This window comes from Luteimonas sp. BLCC-B24, from assembly GCF_028550595.1.
GTDB lineage: Bacteria > Pseudomonadota > Gammaproteobacteria > Xanthomonadales > Xanthomonadaceae > Luteimonas.
In genome coordinates this window covers 179,620-202,479 of record NZ_JAQQGN010000006.1, presented here as the reverse complement: position 1 = coordinate 202,479, position 22,860 = coordinate 179,620, and the positions used below count along the sequence as shown (strand labels likewise).

The window sequence follows — 22,860 nt, the reverse complement described above, 5'->3', positions numbered from 1 at the left end:
CGATGACTGCATCCGCCCGCCCCGGGCCCGGACCGGGCCTTCTGCATGTCGTCGCCACGCCGATCGGCAATCTCGGCGATCTGTCGCCGCGCGCGCAGGCCGTGCTGCGCGGCGTCGATGCGGTCTGTGCCGAAGACACCCGGCACACGCGGCAGTTGCTCGGCCACTTCGGCATCGAGCGCCCGCTGGTCGCGCTGCACGAGCACAACGAGGACGGCCTGGCCGCGCGTCTGGTCGAGCGCCTGCAGGCCGGCGAATCGCTGGCCCTGGTCAGCGACGCCGGCACGCCGCTGGTCAGCGACCCGGGCTATCGCCTGGTGCGCGCCGCGCGGGCCGCCGGCGTCCGCGTGTCGCCGGTGCCGGGGCCGAGCGCGCTGGTCGCGGCGCTCAGCGTGGCCGGACTGGCCAGCGACCGCTTCGTGTTCGAAGGCTTCCTGCCCGCCAGGGCCGGCGCGCGGCGCGAGCGCCTGCAGGCGCTGGTCGGCGAGCCGCGCACGCTGCTGTTCTACGAGGCCTCGCACCGCATCGCCGAGATGCTCGCCGATGCGGCCGCGGTCTTCGGCGGCAACCGGCCGGCGGTCGTGGCGCGCGAGCTGACCAAGCTGTTCGAGACCGTTCTCGACGGCACGCTCGACGCGCTCGCGGCGCGGGTTGCGGCGGAGGCCGACCAACGCAAGGGTGAGTTCGTCGTGATCATCGAAGGCGCCGGTGAGGACGCCGACGCCCGCCTCGCGGAGGGTCGCCGCGTGTATGCGCTGCTGGCGCGCGAGATGAAGCCGTCGCAGGCGGCGAAACTGGCCGCCGACATCACCGGTGCGCCGCGCAAGGCGCTCTATGGCGGGCAGGCGGAGCCGGACGCCGCCGCGTGACGTCGACGGTCGACGCGTCCGCGTTGCCCCGCTCCGCCCGCCGGGTGCTGGCGGCGTGCGCGGTCGTCCTGCTGGCGGCAGCCGTGTGGAACTTCCATGCCTCGGGGTGCGCGGAGAACGCCGCAGGGGCCACGGAGCGTTCCGCCGATCTGGGCTTCGTGGGCGTCCTGCTGGGGATGGCCGGCATTGCGCCGCTGCTGACGCTGGCCGCCGCGCGGCCCGGGCCCGTCGCGCTGCGCCTGTTGCGCGGGCTGATCGCCTGGGGCCTGGGCGTGGTGCTTCTGCTGCTCGTCGCGATCACGGTCCCGGCGATCGCGCGGTGTGGTTGAGCAGACCGGGCCGGACCGCGCCCGGTGTAGAATCCGCCCCGGCGGAGTCGGCCGGACAGTCGCGTCATCAGCACCATCGATGCCGAGGAAAGTCCGGGCTCCACAGGGCACGGTGCCAGGTAACGCCTGGGCGGCGCGAGCCGACGGAAAGTGCAACAGAAAGATACCGCCCAAGACTGCCTCGAGCAGGACGGCAAGGGTGAAATGGTGCGGTAAGAGCGCACCGCGAGCCTGGTAACAGGCCGGCACGGCAAACCCCACCGGGAGCAAGACCAAATAGGGACCTCATGACGTGGCCCGCGTCGGGTCCGGGTAGGTTGCTCGAGCGTATCGGTGACGATGCGCCTAGAGGAATGACTGTCCACGACAGAACCCGGCTTACAGGCCGGCTCCGCCACCTTTTCCTCCGCGCCGCGCCGCCCGTGCGCGCCGTGCATCTCCGAAGTCTTCCGTTCCGACGTCGCCAGGCCCCGCCTGGCCGCTGGTGTGCGCACCGCGCGCCGCCCGCAGGCGCCGGCGTGAGGGTTTCGTAAAGAGGACGTGAGCGCGGCGTGTACGGTCAAAAAATGACCGGAATCTCAAAATTTGAGACGAAACAAACGCTTGTGGATAAAGCTTGAACAAGTCTGTGAAGAGTGGTGCAAGTCATTGACCGGACAGGTGAAAACAGCATGGATCGACTGTTGACAACCCTCTAACGCAGTCCTAAGGTGGCGCCTCGTGGGAAACCCGGGAATTTTGTGGTTTTCCGTCGCACAAGTCCGCGTGAAGACGGGCGACAACCAGGCAGAACCGACGTGTTCCAGGGCGAGACCGCCATCACCATCGACGACAAGGGCCGACTGGCGATTCCCACCGCCTATCGGGACCTGATCGCGCGCGAGTGCGGCAACCGCCTGGTCCTGACCTACAACCCCTTCGACGCCGGCAGCCTGTACCTCTATCCGTACGCGGTCTGGGAAGGCGTGCGCGACAAGGTCAACGCCCTGCCGCGGACCCGTTCCACCAACCGCACCCTGCAGCTCAAGCTGGTCGGCGCGGCGATGGTGGTCGAGCCCGACGGCAACGGCCGCATCGGCATTCCCGCCAGCCAGCGCACGACGGTCGGCATCGAGCGCCGCGCGATGCTAGTCGGCATGGGCGACAAGTTCGAACTCTGGAGCGAGCAGGCCCACCAGGCCCAGATCCGCCAGACCCTCAGCGACGACGACATGGCCGGGGACGATCTCGAGGGATTGCAGTTGTGACCGCGGGTGGTGCGGATGCCACGTCCGGCCACCTCCCGGTGCTGTACGCGCAAGTCCTCGAGGGCCTGCGTGTACGCGAGGACGGGCGGTATCTGGACGGCACGTTCGGCCGCGGCGGTCACGCCGGCGGCGTGCTCGAGCGCCTCGGCCCGGCAGGCCGGCTGCTGGTGATGGACAAGGATCCCGACGCGATCACCGTCGCCCGGCAGCGCTTCGGCAGCGATGCGCGCGTCGCCGTGCGCCGCGGCAGTTTCGCCGACCTCGCCGCCTGGGGCGCCGCATCCGAGGCGCCGCTCGACGGCGTGCTGTTCGATCTCGGCGTGTCGTCGCCGCAGCTCGACGTCGCCGAGCGCGGCTTCAGCTTCGGCAAGGACGGTCCGCTGGACATGCGCATGGACCCCGATGCCGGCGAAAGCGCGGCCGAGTGGCTCGCGCGCGCGACCGAGGCGGACATCGCCGACGTGCTGTGGACCTACGGCGAGGAACGCATGAGCCGCCGCATCGCCCGGGCGATCGTCGCGCGCCGCGCCGAGGCGCCGTTCCTGCGCACGGCCGATCTGGCCGCGGTGATCGCCGCCCACGTGCCGCGCAAGAACAAGCCGGGACAGAAGGAGACCCACCCGGCGACGCGCTCGTTCCAGGCGATCCGCATCCACATCAACCGCGAACTGGCCGACCTGGAAACCGGCCTCGACGCCGCGCTCGACGCCTTGCGTCCCGGCGGCCGGCTCGCGGTGATCAGCTTCCATTCCCTGGAAGACCGCATCGTCAAGCGCTTCATCGCCGGGCAGGCCAAGGCGCCGGCCGGCAACCGCCGCCTGCCCGAAGCGGCGCCGTTCGTGCCGCGCCTGCGCATCGTCGCCGACGCGACCCGCGCCGACGCGGCCGAACTGCACGCCAACCCGCGTGCCCGCAGCGCCGTGCTGCGCGTGGCCGAAAAGCTCGCCCCGGGCGGTGCCGCATGACCATCGGGCGCCTGCTGATCGCCGTGCTGCTGGCCGCGAACATCGTCACCGCGATCGGCGTGGTGCACGCGCGCCACGACTATCGCCAGCTCTACGTGCAGCTCACGCGTCTGGAGCGCGCGCGCGACGAACTCAACATCGACTTCGGCCGGCTGCAGCTCGAACAGGCCACCTGGGCGATGAGCAACCGCGTCGACCAGGTCGCGCGCGAGCGCCTGGGCATGCGCTTCCCCGAAACGGCTGAAATCGTCGTGGTGCGGCCGTGAATTTCCGCAAGTTCATCAAGGCCGGCGACGGCCACGCCAAGAAGCCGCGCAAGCGCGCGCAGTTCGATCTGCGGCTGCGGCTGATGCTGGTCGGCGGCGCGCTGGGGCTGGGTGCGGTGGCGCTGGTCGGTCGCGCGGTGGACCTGCAGCTCATCGACAACGCGTTCTACCAGCAGAAGGCCGACGCGCGCTTCCGCCGTGAAGTGCCGATTCCCGCCTCGCGCGGCATGATCACCGACCGCAACGGCGAGCCGCTGGCGATCTCCAGCCCGGTCGAGTCGCTGTGGATCAATCCGCAGGAACTGAGCAAGCATCCCGACCGCCTGCCCGAACTCGCCGAAGCCACGGGCCTGGCGGTCGAGGATCTGGCGCGCGAGGTGTCGCAGCGCGCCGACAAGGAATTCATGTACGTGCCGCGTCACCGCCGGATCAGTCCCGCGGCGGCCAAGCGGGTGCTCGACCTCGGCGTGCCGGGCGTGTTCTCGCAGCGCGAGTACCGCCGCTTCTATCCGCAGGCCGATGCGGTGGCCCACGTGCTGGGCTTCACCAACATCGACGACCGCGGCCAGGAGGGCGTGGAGCTGGCGTTCGACGAATGGCTGACCGGACGCCCGGGCGCGCAGAACGTGATCCGCGATCGCCACGGGCGCATCGTCGAACACGTGAACCTGGTGCGCGCCGCCGAGCCGGGCAAGGATCTGGTGCTGAGCATCGATCGCCGCATCCAGTTCCTGGCCTACCGCGAGCTCAAGCACGCGCTCGAGGAAACCGGCGCGAGTGCCGGCTCGATCGTCGTGCTCGAGGTCTCGACCGGCGAAGTGCTGGCGATGGCGAATCTGCCCTCGTACAACAACAACCGCGTCACCGGCGACAACCGCGACGCGCACCGCAACCGCGCCGTCACCGATCTCATCGAGCCGGGCTCGACGATGAAGCCGCTGACCGTGGCTGCGGGCCTGGAGAAGGGCGTCATCAGCCCGACGAGCACGTTCAACACCAGCCCCGGCTGGATTCCGAACGGGCGCTACCGCACCAGCGATTTCCGCAACTACGGCGTGCTAGACACCACCGGCATCATCACCAAGAGCTCGAACGTCGGTGTGTCGCTGATCGTGCAGAAGCTGCAGAACCAGGAGTTCTACGACTTCCTGCGGCGCATGGGCTACGGCCAGAGCACCGGCAGCGGCTTCCCGGGCGAGGCGGCCGGCCTGTTCCCCGATCCGTCGCGCTGGAGCGGCACCACCAAGCAGACGATGTCCTACGGCTACGGGCTGTCGGCGACTCCGCTGCAGATCGCGCACGCCTACGCCACGCTCGGCAACCGCGGCCGCGCGATCGCGCCGACCTTCGTCAAGGGCCATGCCGGCGAGGCGCGGCAGGTGCTCGATCCGGCCATCGCCGACGAGATCGTGCGCATGATGCAGACCGTCACCGAGCCGGGCGGCACCGCCACGCGCGCGGCGATTCTCGGCTATCACGTGGCCGGCAAGACGGGCACCGCGCGCAAGGCCAGCGGCGGTGGCTATGACCGTCGCTACGTCGCGTTCTTCGCCGGCCTGGTGCCGGTGGAGAATCCGCGGTTCGCGATGGCCGTGGTGATCGACGATCCGGACACCTCGCGCAACATGTACGGCGGCGGCTACGTCTCGGCGCCGGTGTTCCAGCGGGTGATGGACGGCGCGTTGCGCCTGATGGACGTGCCGCCGGACGACATCGAGACCTGGCTCGCCGCGCAGGCCGCCAACGACGCCAGGCGCGCACGCGGGCAGGGCCGCGCCGCACCGGCCGCGCCCGCAGCGGCGACGCCGGCGACGCCGGTCGCGGTGGTCGCACCGCAAGCACCGGTCGTGGCCGCGCGCGTGCCCGGAGGCCAGCGATGAGCCGCGCGATGCCGCTGCGCGATCTGCTGCCCGATGTCGCCGGCGTGCCGGACGACACGGTGATCACCGGCCTGGTGCAGGACAGCCGCGCGCTGCGTCCGGGCGATGCCTTCGTGGCGATCGGCGGCTTCGGCACGCACGGCCTGCATTTCGTCGACACCGCGCGCGCTGCCGGCGCCGCTGCGATCCTGTTCGAGCCACCGGTGCCCGCGGAGATTCCGGCGCTGCCGGCCGACGCGATTGCGGTCGCGGGCCTGCGCGCGCGCCTGGGGGCGATGGCCGATGCCTTCCACGGCCGCCCGTCGCAGGCGATGACGATGGTCGGCGTCACCGGCACCAGTGGCAAGACGTCCACCGTGCAGTTGCTGGCCCAGGCCTTCGAGGCCATCGGCCGGCGCGCCGGTACGATCGGCACGCTCGGCGCGGGGCTGCACGGCGCCGTCGCGCCGACGGGGTTCACCACGCCGCTGGTGCTGCAGACCCATGCGCTGCTCGCCGATCTTCGCGACGCCGGCGCCGACGCGGTGGCGATGGAAGTCAGTTCGCACGCGCTCGACCAGGGCCGCGTGGATGCGGTGCACTACGACGTCGCCGTGTTCACCAATCTCACCCGTGACCACCTCGACTATCACGGCGACATGGCCGCCTACGGCGAGGCCAAGGCGCGCCTGTTCGTGCGCGACGGTCTGCGCGCGGCCGTGCTCAATATCGACGACGCATTCGGCGCCTCGCTGCCCTCGCGTCTCTCCGCGGAGGTGCGCGCGGTGACCGTCAGCGCGACCGATCGCGCCGACGCCGACATCGCGGCGCGCGACATCGTGCTCGATGCCGACGGGCTCGCGTTCTCGCTGCGGATCGACCGCACCTGGCACGCGCTGCGCTCGCCGCTGCTCGGACGCTTCAATGTCGACAACCTGCTGGCCGTCGCCGGCGTGCTGCAGGCGCTGGGGCACGCACCGGCGGAGATCGTCCGCGTGCTCGGCATGCTGCAGCCGATCCCAGGCCGCATGAACCGCCTCGGCGGCGGTGAGGCCCAGCCGCTGGTGGTGGTGGACTACTCGCACAAGCCCGATCCCTTGGCCCAGGCGTTGCAGTCGCTGCGCGGTCATCTGCGCGGCGAACTGGTCTGCGTGTTCGGCTGCGGCGGCGAGCGCGATGCCGGCAAACGCCCGCAGATGGCGGCGATCGCCGAAGCGCAGGCCGACCGCGTCGTCGTGACCGACGACAATCCGCGCCGCGAGAACGGCGATGCGATCGTCGCCGACATCCTCGCCGGCTTCAGCCGTCCGGACGCGGTGGTGGTCGAACGCGACCGGCGCCGCGCGATCGAGCAGGCGGTGGGGCAGGCTCGGCCGGGCGACATCGTGCTGATCGCCGGCAAGGGGCACGAGCCCTACCAGGAGATCGACGGCGTGCAGCACGCGTTCGACGACCGCCTCGTCGCCCAGGCGGCGCTGGACGCACGCAGCACGGAGGCGCGCCCGTGAACGCACTCTCGCTCGCCCGCATCGCCCAGCTGGTCAACGGCCGCCTGCACCACGTCGACGGCGACTTTCCGGTCGACGGCGTCGCCACCGATACCCGCACACTGGACGCGGCCGTGGCGCACGCGCAGCTGTTCGTCGCGCTGACGGGTGCCAACTTCGACGGCCACGATCACGTGACCCGCGCGGCCGAACTCGGCGTCCGCGCCGCCCTGGTGGCGCGTCCGCTCGACATCGCGCTGCCGCAGATCGTCGTCGCCGACACGCAGATCGCGCTCGGCCTGCTCGCCGGCGCGATGCAGCGCATCCGCGCCACGCGCGTCGTCGGCATCACCGGCAGCAACGGAAAGACCAGCGTCAAGCAGCTGGTGGTCGCGATCCTGTCGCGCCATGCGCCGACGGTGTTCAATCCCGGCAACCTCAACAACGAGATCGGATTGCCGCTGTCGATTCTCCAGGCGGACGAGGACGCGCGGTTCGCGGTCTACGAGATGGGGGCGGGGCAGCCGGGCGACATCGCGTACCTGACCTCGATCGCACGGCCGGACATCGCGCTGGTCAACAACATCGCCCCGGCGCACATCGAGCGCATGGGCAGCCTGCTCGGCATCGCCGACACCAAGGCCGCGATCTACGACGCGCTGCCGCCCGACGGCACGGCGGTGATCAACGCCGATGACGCCTTCGCACCGTATTTCGCGCGGCGCGCGCACGGCCGGCGGCTGCTGCGCTTCGGACTCGAAGCGAGCGCCGACATCAGCGCGCGCGACGTCGTCGGCGACACGAGCGGCTCGCAGTTCCGCCTGGTCACCCCGGCGGGGGATGCCGATGTCGTACTGCCGCTGCCGGGACGCCACAACGTGCGCAACGCACTGGCGGCCACGGGCATCGCACTCGCGGCCGGCGTGCCGCTCGCGACGATCGTCGCCGGCCTCGGTGCCGCCGAAGCGGTCGCCGGCCGTCTCGTGCGCCACACGCTGGCCACGGGCGCGGTGCTGATCGACGACAGCTACAACGCAAACCCGGGTTCGCTCAACGCGGCGATCGACATGCTGGGCGCCGTCGAGGGTGAGCGCTGGCTGGTGCTCGGCGACATGCGCGAGCTCGGCGGCGACGGTGCGGCGATGCATGCGCAGGCCGGTGTGCGCGCGAAAAGTGCGGGCATCAGCCGCGTGTATGCACTCGGCGCACTGAGCGCAGCCGCGGCCGAGGCGTTCGGCGAAGGGGCGCGTCATTTCGAAACCCACGACGACCTGATCGGCGCACTGGCCGGTGACCTGTCGGCCGGCACGCGCGCTTCCATCCCGGATCACGCATCCCCGCATCCGACGGACGAACGTCCGGCCATCACCGCGTTGATCAAGGGCTCGCGTGGCAGTGCGATGGACCGGGTGGTCGACGCGCTGCGCGCTGCACAAGGAACCCACGATGCTGCTTGAACTCGCGCGCTGGCTGCAGGGCTTCGACGACGTGTTCACGTTGTTCGAATACCTCACGCTGCGCGGCATCCTCGCCGCGCTGACGGCGCTCGCCCTGTCGTTGTGGCTGGGCCCGGCGGTCATCCGCCGGCTCGCGCAGTACAAGGGCGGCCAGCCGATCCGTCAGGACGGCCCGCAGACGCACTTCTCCAAGGCCGGCACGCCGACGATGGGCGGTGCGCTGATCCTGATCACCGTGCTCGCCTCGGTGCTGCTCTGGGGCGACCTGCGCAACAAGTACGTGTGGGTGGTGATGGCGGTGATGGTCGCCTTCGGCGCGATCGGCTGGTACGACGACTGGATCAAGATCGTCCACCGCGACCCGAACGGCCTGAAATCGCGCTGGAAGTATCTGCTGCAGTCGGTGTTCGGTCTCGCCGCCGGCCTGTACCTGTACCTCTATGCCGACGTGCCGGCGGCGACGACGTTCTACGTGCCGCTGTTCAAGTCGATCGCGCTGCCGTTGGCCGGCATCAGCTTCGTCGCGATCGCGTACTTCTGGATCGTCGGCTTCTCCAACGCGGTCAATCTCACCGACGGCCTCGACGGCCTGGCGATCATGCCGACCGTGCTGGTGGCCTGCGGTCTGGGCGTGTTCGCCTACGCCTCGGGCAACGCGGTGTTCTCGAGCTATCTGCAGATTCCGCAGGTGCCCGGCGCAGGCGAGCTCGTGATCATCTGCGCGGCGATCGCCGGGGCGGGGCTGGGCTTTCTGTGGTTCAACACCTATCCGGCGATGGTGTTCATGGGCGACATCGGCGCGCTGGCGCTCGGCGCCGTGCTCGGCACGATGGCGGTGATCGTGCGCCAGGAGCTCGTGCTGGTGATCATGGGCGGCATCTTCGTCATCGAGACGCTGTCGGTGATGATCCAGGTCGCCAGCTTCAAGCTGACCGGCAAGCGCGTGTTTCGCATGGCGCCGATCCATCATCACTTCGAACTCAAGGGCTGGCCCGAGCCGCGCGTGATCGTGCGCTTCTGGATCATCTCGGTGGTGCTGGTCCTCGTCGGCCTCGCGACGTTGAAGGTGCGCTGATGGCCACGTATCGCGACACCGCCAGCGCCCATCAGGCCACACGCCTCGACGACATCCACGGCCGTTTCGACCCGTGGCTGGCCGGTATCGTCGTCGCGATCGCGACGCTCGGCGTGATCATGGTCGCGTCCAGCTCGATCGCCATCGGCGAGGACATGCACGTCGGCCGCTACTACTTCCTCACCCGCCACTTCATGTTCCTGGCGCTGGGCATCGGTCTGGCCGCGGCGGTGATGCGCACCGAGCTCAAGACCATCGAGAAGTACGACCGCTTCGTGCTGCTGATGTGCGCCGGCCTGCTGATGCTGGTCTTCGTGCCCGGCCTCGGTCACACGGTCAACGGGGCGCACCGCTGGATCAATCTGGGCATTTCCAACTTCCAGGTGGTGGAAGCGGTCAAGGTCATCTACATCGTCTGGCTGTCGAGCTATCTGGTGCGCTTCCGCGACGAGGTCAACGCGACCTGGGGCGCGATGCTCAAGCCGATCGGTGTCGCGGTGGTGCTGGTGGCACTGCTGCTGCTGCAGCCGGACTTCGGCTCCTCGATGCTGCTGCTCGGCGTGACCGCCGGCATGCTGGTGCTCGGCGGCGGCCATCTGAAGCGGATGCTGGTGCCGATCCTGCTGCTGCTGCCGGCCGTGGTGCTGGTGGCGATCATCGAGCCCTACCGGCTGCGCCGCATCACCTCGTTCATGGATCCGTGGGAAGACCAGCTCGGTGCCGGCTACCAGCTCAGCAACGCGTTGATGGCCGTGGGCCGCGGCGAACTCACCGGCGTGGGCCTCGGCGCCTCGGTGCAGAAGCTCTCCTATCTGCCCGAAGCGCATACCGACTTCATCTTCTCGGTGCTCGCCGAGGAGCTGGGCTTCGTCGGCGTGTGCCTGGTGGTGGTGCTGTTCGCGGCGCTGGTCGGACGTGCGCTGTGGATCGGCCTGAAGTGCGTGGAGATGCGCCGCCACTTCGCCGGGTACTGCGCATTCGGTGTCGCGCTGATGATCGGCATGCAGAGCCTGGTGTCGATCGGCGTCAACCTCGGCCTGCTGCCGACCAAGGGGTTGACCCTGCCACTGGTGTCGTCGGGCGGTTCCAGCGTGATGATGACCTGCGTCGCGCTGGGCCTGCTGCTGCGCGTGTCCTACGAACTCGACCGCGCCCAGCGCCAGGTCGCCCGCCTGCGCGGCGACGCGGCGCCGCCCGCACCGGTGGTCGCGCCCGCCGCCGTTCCCACCACACAGCCGCCGCTGCCCGTGGCCCCGGCGCCCGCGCCGGTGCGCGGCACCAGTCGCCTTCGCCAGCGCGTCGAACCCCGTTTCGGCGCCGGGAGCACCGCATGATCCGCCGCCTCCACGACACCCGGGGCCTGTCCAAGGAAGACTTCGCCAAGGTCTTCTCCCGCGTCCATTTCGTCGGCATCGGCGGCACCGGCATGAGCGGCATCGCCGAAGTGCTGTGCACGCTGGGCTATACGGTGTCGGGCTCGGATGCGGCCGACAGCGCGGCCACGCGGCGTCTCGCACGTCTGGGCGCCACCGTGCACAAGGGCCATGCCGCCGCGAACGTGCTCGGTACCGACTGCGTGGTCGTCTCCAGCGCCATCCGTCACGACAACCCCGAGCTGATGGAAGCGCGCGCCCAGCGCATTCCGATCGTGCCGCGCGCGGAGATGCTGGCCGAACTGATGCGCTTCCGCCGCGGCATCGCGGTGGCCGGTACCCACGGTAAGACCACGACCACGTCGCTCACCGCCAGCGTGCTCGCCGAGGGCGGCATGGATCCGACCTTCGTCGTCGGGGGGCAGTTGCTGGCGGCCGGCGCGAATGCACGTCTGGGCAGCGGTGACTGGCTGGTGGCCGAGGCCGACGAGAGCGACGGCAGCTTCCTGCGGCTCAACCCGCTGATCGCGATCGTCACCAACATCGACGCCGATCACCTCGAGAACTACGGCGGCGATTTCGCCCGTGTGCAGGCGGCGTTCTCGGAATTCCTGCACCGGTTGCCGTTCTACGGCCTGGCCGTGCTGTGCATCGACGATCCGGAAGTCGCACGCCTGGCCGCCAGCGTGCCGCGGCACATGATGACCTACGGTCTTTCCGACGAGGCCGACGTGCGCGCGGAGGCCATTCGCCAGGAGGGCGCGTCGATGCGCTTCACCCTGTGCCTGCCGGAAAACGTGCGCATCGAGGCGCACCTCGCGCTGCCGGGTCATCACAACGTACTCAACGCACTCGCGGCCGCCGCGATCGGCTGGCAGCTCGGTGTCGCACCGGAGGCGATTGTCGCCGCGCTCGGCAAGTTCGAGGGCATCGGCCGTCGCTTCAATCTGCTCGGCGAACTGGTCACGCCCTCCGGCGCGCGCGTGCAGCTGGTCGACGATTACGGCCATCACCCCAAGGAGCTGGCCGCGGTGTTCGCCGCCGCGCGTGGCGGCTGGCCGGAACGCCGGCTGGTGGTCGCCTTCCAGCCGCACCGCTACAGCCGCACGCGCGCGCTGTTCGACGATTTCGCCGGCGTGCTGTCGGATGTCGATGCGCTGGTGCTCACCGAGGTCTATCCGGCCGGCGAAGCGCCGATCGCCGGTGCGGATGCGAAGACGCTCGCACGTGCGATCCGCGCGCGCGGCCGCATCGAGCCGGTGGTGGTCGGCAATGCCGAGGCCCTGACCGACGTGCTGCCGGACATCCTGCAGGACGGCGACCTGTTGCTGATGATGGGCGCCGGCGACATCGGCGCGGCGGTCCAGCAGCTCGTGCAATCCGGCTTCCAGCCGCGCGTGTCCGTGGAGGGTGCGCGATGAGCCTCACCCTGTCGCCGCCGCGCTTCACCGATCCGGCCGTGTTCGGTCGCGTCGCCGTGCTGCTCGGCGGTCCCGGTTCCGAGCGTGAGGTCTCGCTGCAGTCGGGGCAGGGCGTGCTCGACGCGCTGCGCTCGCGCGGCGTCGATGCGCACGCCGTCGACGGTGTGCCGGCGCTGGCGAGCGAGATCGTCGCCGGCCGCTTCGACCGCGTGTTCAACATCCTCCACGGCGGCGACGGCGAGAACGGCGTGGTGCAGGGCCTGCTCGACGCGTTCGCGATTCCCTATACCGGTTCGCGCGTGCTCGGTTCGGCGCTGACAATGGACAAGATCCGCACCAAGCAGGTGTGGATGAGCGAAGGCCTGCCGACGCCGCGCTACCGCCGGATGAAGCCGGGAGATGACGTGCACGCGGCCGCGCGCGAGATCGGCTTGCCGGTCATCATCAAGCCGTCGAAGGAAGGTTCGAGCGTCGGCATCAGCCGAGTGTTCGAGGATGCCGATCTGGCTGCTGCCGTCGAGCTCGCTGCGCGCTATCCCGGCGAACTGCTGATGGAGCAGATGGTCGAGGGTGATGAACTCACCGTCGCGGTGATCGAAGACATCGATGGTCCACGCGCGTTGCCGTCGATCCGTATCGTGCCCAAAGGCGCCTGGTACGACTACGAGGCGAAGTACGTGTCCGACGACACCCAATACATGTGTCCGGGCCTGGACGGTGACGACGAGCAGCGCATCCGGGCGCTGGCTGTCGACGCATTCGTATCGGCGGGCTGCAGTGGGTGGGGCCGGGTCGACGTGATGCGTGACCGTCGCACCGGCGCGCTTCTCTTGCTGGAGATCAACACCGCACCCGGCATGACCAGCCATTCACTGGTGCCCAAGGCGGCCGCGCAGATCGGCATCGACTACGCCGCGCTGTGCTGGCGTGTGCTGGAAGCGACGCTGCCGCAGGAGACCGCCGCGCGATGAGCCAGGCGTTCGCCATCGCTGCACGCATCCTGGCCTGGACGCTGGCGCTCGCGCTGGTGACGCTGCCGGTCGTCGCCGTGCTCAATGGCTGGATCGGCGCCGATCGCTGGCCGCTGCGCGTGCTGCGGATCAACGACGGCCTGGAGCAGGTGGACGTGGCGCGCGTGCGCGAGACGGTGCTGCCGCACGCGCAGCGTGGTTTCTTCGCGATCGACCTCGCCCAGACCCAGCGCGACGTCGCGCGGCTGCCGTGGGTGGCCGGCACCGACGTGCGCAAGCGCTGGCCGGACGTGCTGGAAGTGCGCATCGCCGAACACGTGCCGTTCGCGCACTGGGGCGAGAACCGGCTGCTGTCCACGCGCGGCCGTCTGTTCTCCGCCGAGGGTGTCGAGGTGCCCGCGGCAATGCCGCGCTTCGATGGCCCCGAGGCCCGGGTGACCGAAATCGTGGCGCTCTACAACGAATCGCGCGACCTGTTCCGCCCGGCCGGCGTCGAGGTCACGAGCGTGGTGCTCGACGCGCGCGGCAGCTGGCAGCTGACGCTGTCGAACGGCACCGACGTCATCGTCGGCAGCCAGGAGGCACGCCTGCGCCTGGCCCGGTTCGCGCGGATGCTGCCGAACCTGGTCGCCGCCCGCACCGAGTCGCTGACCCGTGCGGACCTGCGTTACACGAACGGGTTCGCTCTCGTCTGGGCGAACCCGGAATTGGGGATTGGGGATTCGGGATTGGGGGCAGCGATTGCACCGAACGCCACAGCCGCCTTCTCCAATCCCGAATCCCGAATCCCGAATCCCGGCACTTACACATGAACCGCAAAGGCGACAAGACGCTCATCGTCGGACTCGACATCGGCACCTCGAAAGTGGTGGCGCTGGTCGGCGAGTACTCGCCCGGCAATCCGATCGAGGTCATCGGCATCGGCAGCCACGAATCGCGCGGCCTCAAGCGTGGCGTGGTCGTCGACATCGAATCGACGGTGCAGTCGATCCAGCGCGCGGTCGAAGAGGCCGAGCTGATGGCGGGCTGCGAGATCCGCTCGGTCTACGCGTCGATCTCGGGCAATCACGTGCAGTGCCGCAATTCGCCCGGCATCGTGCCGATCCGCGACAACGAAGTGACCTGGTCCGATCTCGACCGCGTGCTCGACGCCGCCAAGGCGGTCGCGATTCCGGCCGACCAGAAGATCCTGCACGCGATTCCGCGCGAGTACGTGCTCGACGATTCCCAGGAAGGCATCCGCAACCCCGTCGGCATGACCGGCGTGCGGCTCGAAGTGCATGCGCATCTCGTGGTCTGCGCGCAGTCGGCGGCGGCCAACATCAGCAAGTGCGTGCAGCGCTGCGGCCTGTCGATCGACGACCTGATCCTCTCGTCGCTGGCATCGAGCACGGCAGTCCTGACCAGCGACGAGCGCGAGCTCGGCGTGGTGCTGGTCGACATGGGCGCGGGCACGACGGACCTCGCGGTGTTCGTGCAGGGCGCGATCTGCCACACCGCCAGCCTGCCGATCGCCGGCGACAAGGTCACCGAGGACATCGCGCACATGCTGCGCACGCCGACCCCGGAAGCCGAGCAGATCAAGGTCCGCTACGCCTGCGCGCTGGCGCAACTGGCCACCAGCGAGGAGTCGATCCAGGTACCGAGCGTCGGCGATCGACCGCCGCGTCGCCTGCCGCGCCAGTCCCTGGCCCAGGCGGTGCAGGCGCGTTACGAGGAGATCTTCGAGATGGTGCAGGCCGAACTGCGCCGCTCGGGCTTCGAGCAGCACGTGCGCGCCGGCATGGTGCTCACCGGCGGCGCCGCGAAGATGGAAGGGGTGGTCGAACTGGCCGAGGAAATGCTGCAGATGCCGGTGCGCGTGGGCATTCCGCAGCACGTGACCGGCCTGGGCGAAGTGGTGGGCAATCCGGTGCACGCCAGCGGTGTGGGTCTGCTGCTGATGGGCAGCCAGATCGAACACCCGCGCCGGCCGGTGATTTCGTCGGGACGCGCGGGCGGATTCCTGCGGAAGTTGAAGACCTGGTTCAACGGCGAGTTCTAGAAGAGCCGGGATTGGGGATTCGGGATTGGGGATTCGAAGAAGCAGAAGCAAACGCAAGAGCAAGAGCAGGACGGCAAGCGGGACGTGGTAGCGAGTAGGTTCAACAACTAACAACACGCCGGATGGCGATACGAGGCGGGATTCGTTTCTTCGAATCCCCAATCCCGAATCCCCAATCACGGCTCTAAAACACCGAGGACAACGGACATGGCACATTTCGAACTCGTGGAAAAGATGGCACCCAACGCGGTGATCAAGGTCATCGGCGTCGGCGGCGGCGGCGGTAACGCGGTCGCCCACATGGTCAACAACAGCGTCGACGGCGTGGAGTTCATCACCGCCAACACCGATGCGCAGGCGATCAAGAACTGCGGCGCCAAGCTGCAGCTGCAGCTCGGCAGCAGCGTCACCAAGGGCCTGGGCGCAGGCGCCAACCCGGAAGTCGGTCGTCAGGCCGCCCTGGAGGACCGCGAGATCATCATGGACGCGCTGCAGGGCGCCGACATGGTGTTCATCACCGCCGGCATGGGCGGCGGCACCGGCACCGGCGCCGCGCCGGTCGTCGCGCAGCTGGCCAAGGAGATGGGCATCCTGACCGTCGCCGTGGTCACCAAGCCGTTCCCGTTCGAAGGCCGCCGCCGCATGCAGGTCGCGCTCAAGGGCATCGAGGAGATGTCGGCGCACTGCGATTCGCTGATCACCATTCCCAACGAAAAGCTGATCACCGTGCTCGGCCGCAACGCCACGATGATCCAGGCCTTCCGCGCCGCCAACGACGTGCTGCTGGGCGCCGTGCAGGGCATCGCCGACCTGATCGTCCGTCCGGGCCTGATCAACGTCGACTTCGCCGACGTGCGCACCGTGATGTCCGAAATGGGCCTGGCGATGATGGGCACCGGCCACGCCCGCGGCGACGATCGCGCGCAGGCCGCGGCCGAGGCGGCGATCCAGAATCCGCTGCTCGACGACGTCAACCTGGCCGGCGCCAACGGCATCCTGGTCAACATCACCGCCGGTGCGGACTTCACGATGAGCGAGTTCGACGAGGTCGGCCGCACTGTCGAGAACTTCGCCAGCGAAGACGCGACCATCGTCATCGGCACCGTGCTCGATCCCGACATGCAGGACGAAGTCCGCGTGACCGTGGTCGCCACCGGCCTCAACCGCGCCCCGGCACGCGCCAGCGGCTACGACGGCCAGGGCGCGAACCGCGGCAAGCCGCAGGTGCAGCTGATCAGCAACACCCAGCGCGGTGTCCGCGACGGCACCACCGGCATGCTGATCGACGACGCCTCCGACGCCGTGGCCGCCTACAGCCCGGGCCACAGCATCGCGGCCTCGCTGCGCGGTCACAGTGCGCAGGCCGGCGGCCGTGCGGCCCCGGCGCGCGCCGAAGCGAACGAGGCGCCGAAGGTCGCCGATTTCGGCAACGACAACTATCTGGACATTCCGGCCTTCCTGCGCCGCCAGGCCGACTGAGCGCGTCGGGCTGTGACGCGCCGCGCCGGGTCCGGGTGACGTCGGTGCGGCGGTCGCGCCCGGGCGCCCGACATGTCCTCGTACTGCCGGTGGCACGTTGTCCGCGTGCCGTCGTTTTGCGTCCATCGGGCCTGTCGGCCCGGTGGACGGTTTTCTTCCGATGCGATTCGCACCACAGGCGGGTGATGCCGTGCCTGGAGCGGACCGCCCGTGCCCGGACTTCCGTTCAGGTTCAGCGGAGCGCGTGATAATCTGCCCCCCATTCCGATGACGGCCTGAAGTCGGCGGCTGCGCGGAACCTCCCCACACCGGAATCCCCATGCCCCGGCAACGCACCATCAAGAACGTCATCCGCGCGACAGGCGTCGGCCTGCACAGCGGCGAAAAGGTGTTCCTGACCCTGCGTCCCGCGGCGCCCGATACCGGCATCGTGTTCCGTCGTGTCGATCTCGACCCGGTCATCGAAATTCCGGCCGACGGCCATCTGGTGACCGAGACCACGTTGTGCACCGGCCTCACCCAGGGCGTGGCCAAGGTGCAGACGGTCGAGCACCTGATGTCCGCACTGGCCGGCCTCGGTGTCGACAATCTCTACATCGAGTTGTCCGCGGCCGAAGTGCCGATCATGGACGGCTCGTCCGGTCCGTTCGTGTTCCTGCTGCAGTCGGCCGGCGTGGTCGAGCAGGACGCGCCCAAACGCTTCATCCGCGTGCTGGCGCCGGTCGAAGTGCGCGAAGGCGACAAGATCGCCCGCTTCGAACCCTACGACGGCTTCAAGCTCGATTTCACCATCGCCTTCGACCACCCGGCGATTCCGCTCGCGCAGTCGCGGGCCGAGGTGGAGTTCTCCACCGAGGCCTACATCCGCGAGGTCAGCCGCGCACGCACGTTCGGCTTCATGCGTGATCTCGAGTACATGCGCGAGCGCAACCTCGGCCTCGGCGGGTCGATGGACAACGCGATCGTGCTCGACGAGTTCCGCGTGCTCAACGACGACGGCCTGCGCTACGCCAACGAATTCGTGCGGCACAAGATCCTCGACGCCGTCGGCGATCTGTATCTCGCCGGTCATCCGATCCTCGGCCTGTTCAAGGGCTACAAGTCGGGACACGCGCTCAACAACAAGCTGGTCCGCGCGCTGCTCGAGCAACGCGAGGCCTGGGAGACGGTCACCTTCGACGCCGCGACGCCGGCGCCGCTGACCTACGGCAGCCCGGTCGCTGCCTGAACTTCCGCGCGGCGCTCGTCGCGACCGTTGCGCCCGTCCGATCCGCCGGAAACGCCCGCACGGCGGCGTTCCGTCCTGCAATGGCGCGCGGATTTAACCAATAAATAACGAAATCGGCCTGAATCGCTGGCGCCGGCTTAACGTTTGCCTCGATTCGGATCGGTAGGATGCCCCGTCCCCTTCACCCGGCCTTGACGCCGGCGCGGGGGAGTCGGGGTCCCGAATCAGTCCGCGCGCTCGTCGTCCGACGGTCGCAGCGACGCCAGCACCGCCTGCAGCGCTTCGCGCGACCTGGCCGACGGTGCACCGCCGATCGGCGGCCTGTCGGCATCGGCCGCAGGGGCGCGCAACGGACGGGTCGAGGTCCTGACGACGATGTCGCTGACATCCAGCCCGATGGACCGGGCGGCGTCGAGCAGCACCTCGGCCGACAGGCGCAGCCTGGCGTGCCAGATGGGCGAGTCGACGAGGAAGACCAGCCTGTTGCGATCGACATTGGCCAGCCGCGCATGCGGCGCCAGCGCCGGAGGCAGCAGGGGAACAAGGCGGCGGTCCAGTGCGTCGAGCCAGATGGCCCGGCGGATCGGATCGGCCGACGCGCCCTCCAGCGCCGCATCCAGTGCGGCGGTCGGGGTCCCGAGACGGGATGCGCCGACGCGGAGGGGCTTGGACCTGGACCTGAAATCAGACATTGGCAATGACCGTACACACTCTTCTGAATGATATGCGCGCGCGTCTCGCGCATGTGGCCCGCACCGCCCGCGTCCTGGCCCGGCGCAAACCCGCTTCGATGGCCATCGTGATCGCTGCGGCCGGCATGTGTGGCGCGGCGGCGATGAATTCGGCCGAAATGGCCCGCCTCAACGGTGTCGCCGCGGCCCACGAGCAGAGTCTCGAGGCGACCCGCCGCGATGCGCAGCGCGAGATCAATGCGCTCGCCGCGCGGATGGGGGAACTGCAGGCGCAGGCCAACCGCCTCAATGCCCTCGGTGACCGGCTCGCCCGCGGCGCCGGCCTCGAGGGCGGCGAGTTCGATTTCGACCGCCCGGTCGGCATCGGTGGTCCCGAGGCGGCTTCCGACATGCCCGCGCGCCGGCTGCTCCAGGGGCTCGACACCCTCGATGGCGATCTCGCGAATTCCGGCCAGCAGCTTTCGGTGCTCGAAGCCCTGCTGTTCGACCGCACCCTGGAGCGCAACGCGATGCCGTCGCGCTCGCCGGTCGCCAGCAGCTTCGTGACGTCGTCCTACGGCTATCGCGCCGACCCCTTCGGCCGCGGCGGACAGTTCCACAAGGGCATCGACTTCGACGCCCGGACCGGCGATCCGGTGATGACGGTCGCCGACGGCGTGGTCAGCTATTCCGGAGTGCGCGGCGGCTACGGCAACGTGGTCGAGGTGGACCACGGCAACGGCTACGTCACCCGCTATGCGCACAACTCGCGCAATCTGGCCAAGGTGGGGGATCTGGTCCGCGTCGGCGACGAGATCGCCAAGGCCGGTTCCACCGGCCGCTCGACCGGTGCCCATGTCCACTTCGAGGTCTGGGAAAACGGCCGCGTGCAGAACCCGCGCAAGTTCCTCGGCGACATGGGCGTGAGCCGCCAGTAAGCGCAAGGAGGCCGGCCGGCGGCTTGAAAACGCCCGCCGGCTCCCCAAGCTACAATGCGTGTTGCCAACGAGAGGGCGCCCGGCGCCCTTTCTTTTTTGCGGCTTCGGGGGAAACCGCCGGAGCCGTGTCGATTCCAGGACCCGGATTCCACATGCTCAATCGTCTGCTCACCAGTGTCTTCGGCAGTCGCAACGACCGCTTCGTCAAACAGCTCGAGAAGATCGTCGCGAAGATCAACGCGCTGGAGCCGCAGATGGAGGCGCTGTCCGACGCCGAGCTGCAGGCCAAGACCCCCGAGTTCAAGACCCGCATCGCCAACGGCGAATCGCTCGACAAGATCCTGCCCGAGGCCTTCGCGGTCTGCCGCGAGGCGAGCAAGCGCGTGCTGGGCATGCGCCCCTACGACGTGCAGCTGATCGGCGGCATGGTGCTGCACATGGGCAAGATCGCCGAAATGCGCACCGGCGAAGGCAAGACGCTCGTGGGCACGCTGCCGACCTACCTCAATGCGCTCGAGGGCAAGGGCGTCCACGTCATCACGGTCAACGATTACCTGGCCCGCCGCGACGCGGCGCAGATGGGCAAGCTCTACAACTGGCTCGGCCTGTCGGTCGGCGTGATCTGGCCGGGCATGCCGCACGGCGATACCAAGCGCGAGGCCTACCGCGCCGACATCACCTACGGCACCAACAACGAATTCGGCTTCGACTACCTGCGCGACAACATGGCGCTGTCGAAGGCGGACCGTTACCAGCGCGGTCTCAACTACGCGATCATCGACGAGGTCGACTCGATCCTGATCGACGAGGCGCGCACGCCGCTGATCATCTCCGGTCCGGCCGACGACTCGCCCGAGCTCTACATCAAGGTCAACCGCATCGTGCCGTCGCTGGTGCGCCAGGAGACCGAGGACGGGGACGGCGATTTCTGGGTCGACGAGAAGGGCAAGCAGGTGCATCTGTCCGAAGCCGGGCAGGAGCACGCGGAAATGCTGCTGCGCAAGGCCGGCATCCTCGGCGAGGACGAAAGCCTGTACGCGCCGCAGAACATCCACGTGGTGCATCACCTCAACGCGGGTCTGCGCGCGCATGCGATCTACCAGCGCGACGACCATTACATCGTCCGCGACGGCGAGGTCATCATCGTCGACGAGTTCACCGGCCGCACGCTGCCCGGTCGGCGCTGGTCCGACGGCCTGCACCAGGCGGTGGAAGCGAAAGAGGGCGTGCCGGTGCAGCGCGAGAACCAGACGCTCGCCAGCATCACCTTCCAGAACCTGTTCCGCATGTACGGCAAGCTCTCGGGCATGACCGGTACGGCGGACACCGAAGCCTACGAGTTCGAGAGCATCTATTCGCTCGAAGTGGTGGTGATTCCCACGCATCGGCCGATGATCCGCAAGGACGCGCCCGATGCGGTGTTCCTCAACCGCGCCGGCAAGTACCGCGCGGTCGCACGCGAGATCCAGGCCGCCCACGAGCGCGGACAGCCGGTGCTGGTCGGCACGACGTCGATCGAGGTGTCGGAACTGCTGTCCTCGCACCTGCGCAAGGAGGGCATCGCGCACGAGGTGCTCAACGCCAAGCAGCACGAACGCGAGGCGACGATCATCGCCCAGGCCGGTCGCCCGGGCGCGGTGACCATCGCCACCAACATGGCCGGTCGCGGCACCGACATCGTGCTCGGCGGTTCGCTGGAGGCTGAACTCGCCCAGCTCGAGGCCGAAACCGGCGCGCCGGTCGACGAGGCCACCAAGGCCCGGCTCAGGGCCGAATGGCAGCAGCGCCACGACGCGGTCAAGGCGGCCGGTGGCCTGCACATCCTCGGCACCGAGCGCCACGAATCGCGTCGTATCGACAACCAGCTGCGCGGCCGCTCGGGCCGCCAGGGCGACCCGGGATCGAGCCGCTTCTACCTGTCGCTCGAAGACAACCTGATGCGCATCTTCGCCGCCGACTGGGTGCAGAAGGTCATGGCGCGCATGGGCCTGCAGGAAGACGACATCATCGAGTCGCCGCTGGTCACCAAGCAGATCGCCAACGCGCAGCGCAAGGTCGAGGCCCACAACTTCGACATCCGCAAGAACCTGCTCGACTTCGACGACGTCAACAACGACCAGCGCAAGGTGATCTACGGCCAGCGCGACGAACTGCTGGATGCCGAGAGCGTCAAGGAGAACATCGACGGCATCCGTGCCGACGTCGTCGCCGGCATCGTCGGCCGCTACGTGCCGCCGCAGTCGATCGACGACCAGTGGGACCTGCCGGGTCTGGAGTCGGAGATCGAACGCGAATTCGGCCTGCGTCTGGCGCTGGTGGAAATGGCCAGGACGCGCCAGGAACTCGATGCCGAGCAGATCACCGAGCACGTGCAGCAGGCGGTCGACCAGCTGTTCGCCGACAAGGAAGCGCAGCTCGGCGGCGAGACGATGCGCATGCTCGAGAAGCACATCATGCTCAATGTGCTCGACCAGGGCTGGAAGGAACATCTGGGGCGCATGGACTATCTGCGCCAGGGCATCCACCTGCGCGGCTACGCGCAGAAGCAGCCCAAGCAGGAGTACAAGCGCGAGGCGTTCGAGCTGTTCTCCGAGATGCTCGACAAGGTGAAGCTCGACGTCACCACGATGCTGGCCCGCGTCCGCGTGCGCAGCGAGGACGAGATCGCCGCACTGGAAGCCGAGGAGCGGCGCCAGATCGAGGCCAAACTCAACCAGGCCCAGTTCCAGCATGCCGACGCCGGCGGCTACGGCGCCGACGAGGAAGCCGAGGACGTGCGTGCCGCAGCGTCGCAGGCGGGCGGGCAGGTGCCGATCGTGCGCGACGGGGTGAAGGTGGGGCGCAACGATCCGTGCCCCTGTGGCAGCGGCAAGAAGTACAAGCACTGCCACGGTCAGCTGAGCTGACCGCAGCGGCGCGGCTTCGATGCGGCCGCGCCGTGAAGCCCCGAGCGGGCCTGCGCTGCAGGCATCCGCCTACCGGCGATGGGCTGCGTGCACGGCCAGCTGCCCGTGGCCGGACGCAGGCGCTCGCGTGCGTCCAGCCGACGCCGTCGCCCGGACGTCGGCCACCATCGCGGCCTCGCGCATTCCACTGTGATCAAACGCGCTGCCGCGGTTGGCCAGGCTGACCGTTGCGGCTTGGCGACCCGTTCCGCACCTGCAGCGATCCGCGCGTCGTC

18 protein-coding genes, 1 other RNA gene and 1 pseudogene are annotated in these 22,860 nt (G+C 69.1%); 19 read left to right on the top strand and 1 reads right to left on the bottom strand.

All coding sequences use genetic code 11. The annotated features are described in order from the left end of the window. The first annotated feature begins 2 nt into the window (after nt 1-2). From rsmI to lpxC, 17 genes and pseudogenes are all read left to right on the top strand, one after another. Nucleotides 3-869: a 16S rRNA (cytidine(1402)-2'-O)-methyltransferase gene (gene rsmI, locus PQS31_RS13290; protein WP_272763210.1), complete on the top strand. Its 867-nt coding sequence runs from the start codon at nt 3-5 to the stop codon at nt 867-869. After that, nucleotides 866-1,198, top strand: coding sequence for a hypothetical protein (locus PQS31_RS13285; RefSeq protein WP_272763209.1), 333 nt, complete (start codon nt 866-868; stop codon nt 1,196-1,198). Before rsmI ends, PQS31_RS13285 begins: the two co-directional genes overlap by 4 nt. Nucleotides 1,199-1,241: 43 nt before the next feature. Beyond that, nucleotides 1,242-1,595: RNase P RNA component class A (gene rnpB, locus PQS31_RS13280), an RNA gene on the top strand. A 400-nt stretch (nt 1,596-1,995) separates the two neighbouring features. Then, a complete protein-coding gene (gene mraZ / locus PQS31_RS13275; protein WP_096210351.1) occupies nt 1,996-2,445 on the top strand; it encodes a division/cell wall cluster transcriptional repressor MraZ in 450 nt (149 codons plus the stop codon). After that, nucleotides 2,433-3,389 (top strand): annotated as a pseudogene (gene rsmH / locus PQS31_RS13270) (16S rRNA (cytosine(1402)-N(4))-methyltransferase RsmH); the annotation flags it as partial. The gene mraZ and the pseudogene rsmH, both read left to right, overlap by 13 nt. A gap of 23 nt (nt 3,390-3,412) precedes the next feature. After that, nucleotides 3,413-3,676: a cell division protein FtsL gene (ftsL, locus tag PQS31_RS13265; RefSeq protein WP_096210375.1), complete on the top strand. Its 264-nt coding sequence runs from the start codon at nt 3,413-3,415 to the stop codon at nt 3,674-3,676. Between the two features lie 83 nt (nt 3,677-3,759). Beyond that, nucleotides 3,760-5,556, top strand: a complete 1,797-nt coding sequence (locus tag PQS31_RS13260; RefSeq protein WP_336314355.1) for a penicillin-binding protein 2 — start codon at nt 3,760-3,762, stop codon at nt 5,554-5,556. Between the two features lie 8 nt (nt 5,557-5,564). Further along, nucleotides 5,565-7,043 carry a UDP-N-acetylmuramoyl-L-alanyl-D-glutamate--2,6-diaminopimelate ligase gene (locus PQS31_RS13255; RefSeq protein WP_272763260.1) on the top strand — a complete coding sequence of 493 codons (1,479 nt, stop codon included), beginning with the start codon at nt 5,565-5,567 and terminating at the stop codon, nt 7,041-7,043. Continuing rightward, entirely contained in the window at nt 7,040-8,479 is a 1,440-nt protein-coding gene (murF, locus tag PQS31_RS13250) for a UDP-N-acetylmuramoyl-tripeptide--D-alanyl-D-alanine ligase (RefSeq protein ID WP_336314353.1), read from the top strand. Before PQS31_RS13255 ends, murF begins: the two co-directional genes overlap by 4 nt. Next, nucleotides 8,469-9,554 (top strand): phospho-N-acetylmuramoyl-pentapeptide-transferase, encoded by a 1,086-nt coding sequence (gene mraY / locus PQS31_RS13245; protein ID WP_272763208.1) that lies wholly within the window; start codon nt 8,469-8,471, stop codon nt 9,552-9,554. The genes murF and mraY overlap by 11 nt, the downstream gene beginning before the upstream one ends. Beyond that, a complete protein-coding gene (gene ftsW, locus PQS31_RS13240; RefSeq protein WP_272763207.1) occupies nt 9,554-10,888 on the top strand; it encodes a putative lipid II flippase FtsW in 1,335 nt (444 codons plus the stop codon). The genes mraY and ftsW overlap by 1 nt, the downstream gene beginning before the upstream one ends. Continuing rightward, complete coding sequence (gene murC / locus PQS31_RS13235) at nt 10,885-12,348, top strand: UDP-N-acetylmuramate--L-alanine ligase (protein WP_272763205.1); 1,464 nt, start codon at nt 10,885-10,887, stop codon at nt 12,346-12,348. The genes ftsW and murC overlap by 4 nt, the downstream gene beginning before the upstream one ends. Further along, the gene (locus PQS31_RS13230) at nt 12,345-13,319 is read left to right on the top strand and encodes a D-alanine--D-alanine ligase (protein ID WP_272763204.1); all 975 of its coding nucleotides are present in this window, start codon (nt 12,345-12,347) and stop codon (nt 13,317-13,319) included. The genes murC and PQS31_RS13230 overlap by 4 nt, the downstream gene beginning before the upstream one ends. Beyond that, nucleotides 13,316-14,131, top strand: coding sequence for a cell division protein FtsQ/DivIB (locus PQS31_RS13225; RefSeq protein WP_272763202.1), 816 nt, complete (start codon nt 13,316-13,318; stop codon nt 14,129-14,131). Before PQS31_RS13230 ends, PQS31_RS13225 begins: the two co-directional genes overlap by 4 nt. Beyond that, nucleotides 14,128-15,363 (top strand): cell division protein FtsA, encoded by a 1,236-nt coding sequence (ftsA, locus tag PQS31_RS13220; RefSeq protein WP_096210342.1) that lies wholly within the window; start codon nt 14,128-14,130, stop codon nt 15,361-15,363. Before PQS31_RS13225 ends, ftsA begins: the two co-directional genes overlap by 4 nt. Before the next feature lie 207 nt (nt 15,364-15,570). Further along, on the top strand, nt 15,571-16,842 hold the full coding sequence (gene ftsZ / locus PQS31_RS13215) for a cell division protein FtsZ (RefSeq protein ID WP_272763201.1): 1,272 nt from the start codon (nt 15,571-15,573) through the stop codon (nt 16,840-16,842). Nucleotides 16,843-17,161: 319 nt separating this feature from the next. Beyond that, nucleotides 17,162-18,070: a UDP-3-O-acyl-N-acetylglucosamine deacetylase gene (lpxC, locus tag PQS31_RS13210; protein WP_272763200.1), complete on the top strand. Its 909-nt coding sequence runs from the start codon at nt 17,162-17,164 to the stop codon at nt 18,068-18,070. 224 nt (nt 18,071-18,294) lie between these two features. Here lpxC and PQS31_RS13205 read toward each other — a convergent pair whose 3' ends face one another. Then, nucleotides 18,295-18,762: a DUF721 domain-containing protein gene (locus PQS31_RS13205; protein ID WP_272763199.1), complete on the bottom strand. Its 468-nt coding sequence runs from the start codon at nt 18,760-18,762 to the stop codon at nt 18,295-18,297. A 98-nt stretch (nt 18,763-18,860) separates the two neighbouring features. Between PQS31_RS13205 and PQS31_RS13200 the strand changes: the two genes are divergently transcribed. Together PQS31_RS13200 and secA are read left to right on the top strand one after the other, a co-directional pair. Continuing rightward, a complete protein-coding gene (locus tag PQS31_RS13200) occupies nt 18,861-19,679 on the top strand; it encodes a M23 family metallopeptidase (protein WP_272763198.1) in 819 nt (272 codons plus the stop codon). Between the two features lie 152 nt (nt 19,680-19,831). Continuing rightward, nucleotides 19,832-22,585, top strand: coding sequence for a preprotein translocase subunit SecA (gene secA / locus PQS31_RS13195; protein WP_272763197.1), 2,754 nt, complete (start codon nt 19,832-19,834; stop codon nt 22,583-22,585). Nucleotides 22,586-22,860: the final 275 nt, after the last annotated feature.

Bases quoted from the DNA above. Each gene is read 5' to 3' on its own strand.
- secA (WP_272763197.1), top strand. From the start codon at position 19,832: ATGCTCAATCGTCTGCTCACCAGTGTCTTCGGCAGTCGCAACGACCGC.
- rsmI (WP_272763210.1), top strand. From the start codon at position 3: ATGACTGCATCCGCCCGCCCCGGGCCCGGACCGGGCCTTCTGCATGTC.
- ftsZ (WP_272763201.1), top strand. From the start codon at position 15,571: ATGGCACATTTCGAACTCGTGGAAAAGATGGCACCCAACGCGGTGATC.
- PQS31_RS13255 (WP_272763260.1), top strand. From the start codon at position 5,565: ATGCCGCTGCGCGATCTGCTGCCCGATGTCGCCGGCGTGCCGGACGAC.
- PQS31_RS13230 (WP_272763204.1), top strand. From the start codon at position 12,345: ATGAGCCTCACCCTGTCGCCGCCGCGCTTCACCGATCCGGCCGTGTTC.
- ftsA (WP_096210342.1), top strand. From the start codon at position 14,128: ATGAACCGCAAAGGCGACAAGACGCTCATCGTCGGACTCGACATCGGC.
- PQS31_RS13225 (WP_272763202.1), top strand. From the start codon at position 13,316: ATGAGCCAGGCGTTCGCCATCGCTGCACGCATCCTGGCCTGGACGCTG.
- mraY (WP_272763208.1), top strand. From the start codon at position 8,469: ATGCTGCTTGAACTCGCGCGCTGGCTGCAGGGCTTCGACGACGTGTTC.
- PQS31_RS13260 (WP_336314355.1), top strand. From the start codon at position 3,760: ATGCTGGTCGGCGGCGCGCTGGGGCTGGGTGCGGTGGCGCTGGTCGGT.
- lpxC (WP_272763200.1), top strand. From the start codon at position 17,162: ATGCCCCGGCAACGCACCATCAAGAACGTCATCCGCGCGACAGGCGTC.
- PQS31_RS13205 (WP_272763199.1), bottom strand. From the start codon at position 18,762: ATGTCTGATTTCAGGTCCAGGTCCAAGCCCCTCCGCGTCGGCGCATCC.
- murC (WP_272763205.1), top strand. From the start codon at position 10,885: ATGATCCGCCGCCTCCACGACACCCGGGGCCTGTCCAAGGAAGACTTC.
- PQS31_RS13200 (WP_272763198.1), top strand. From the start codon at position 18,861: ATGGCCATCGTGATCGCTGCGGCCGGCATGTGTGGCGCGGCGGCGATG.
- ftsW (WP_272763207.1), top strand. From the start codon at position 9,554: ATGGCCACGTATCGCGACACCGCCAGCGCCCATCAGGCCACACGCCTC.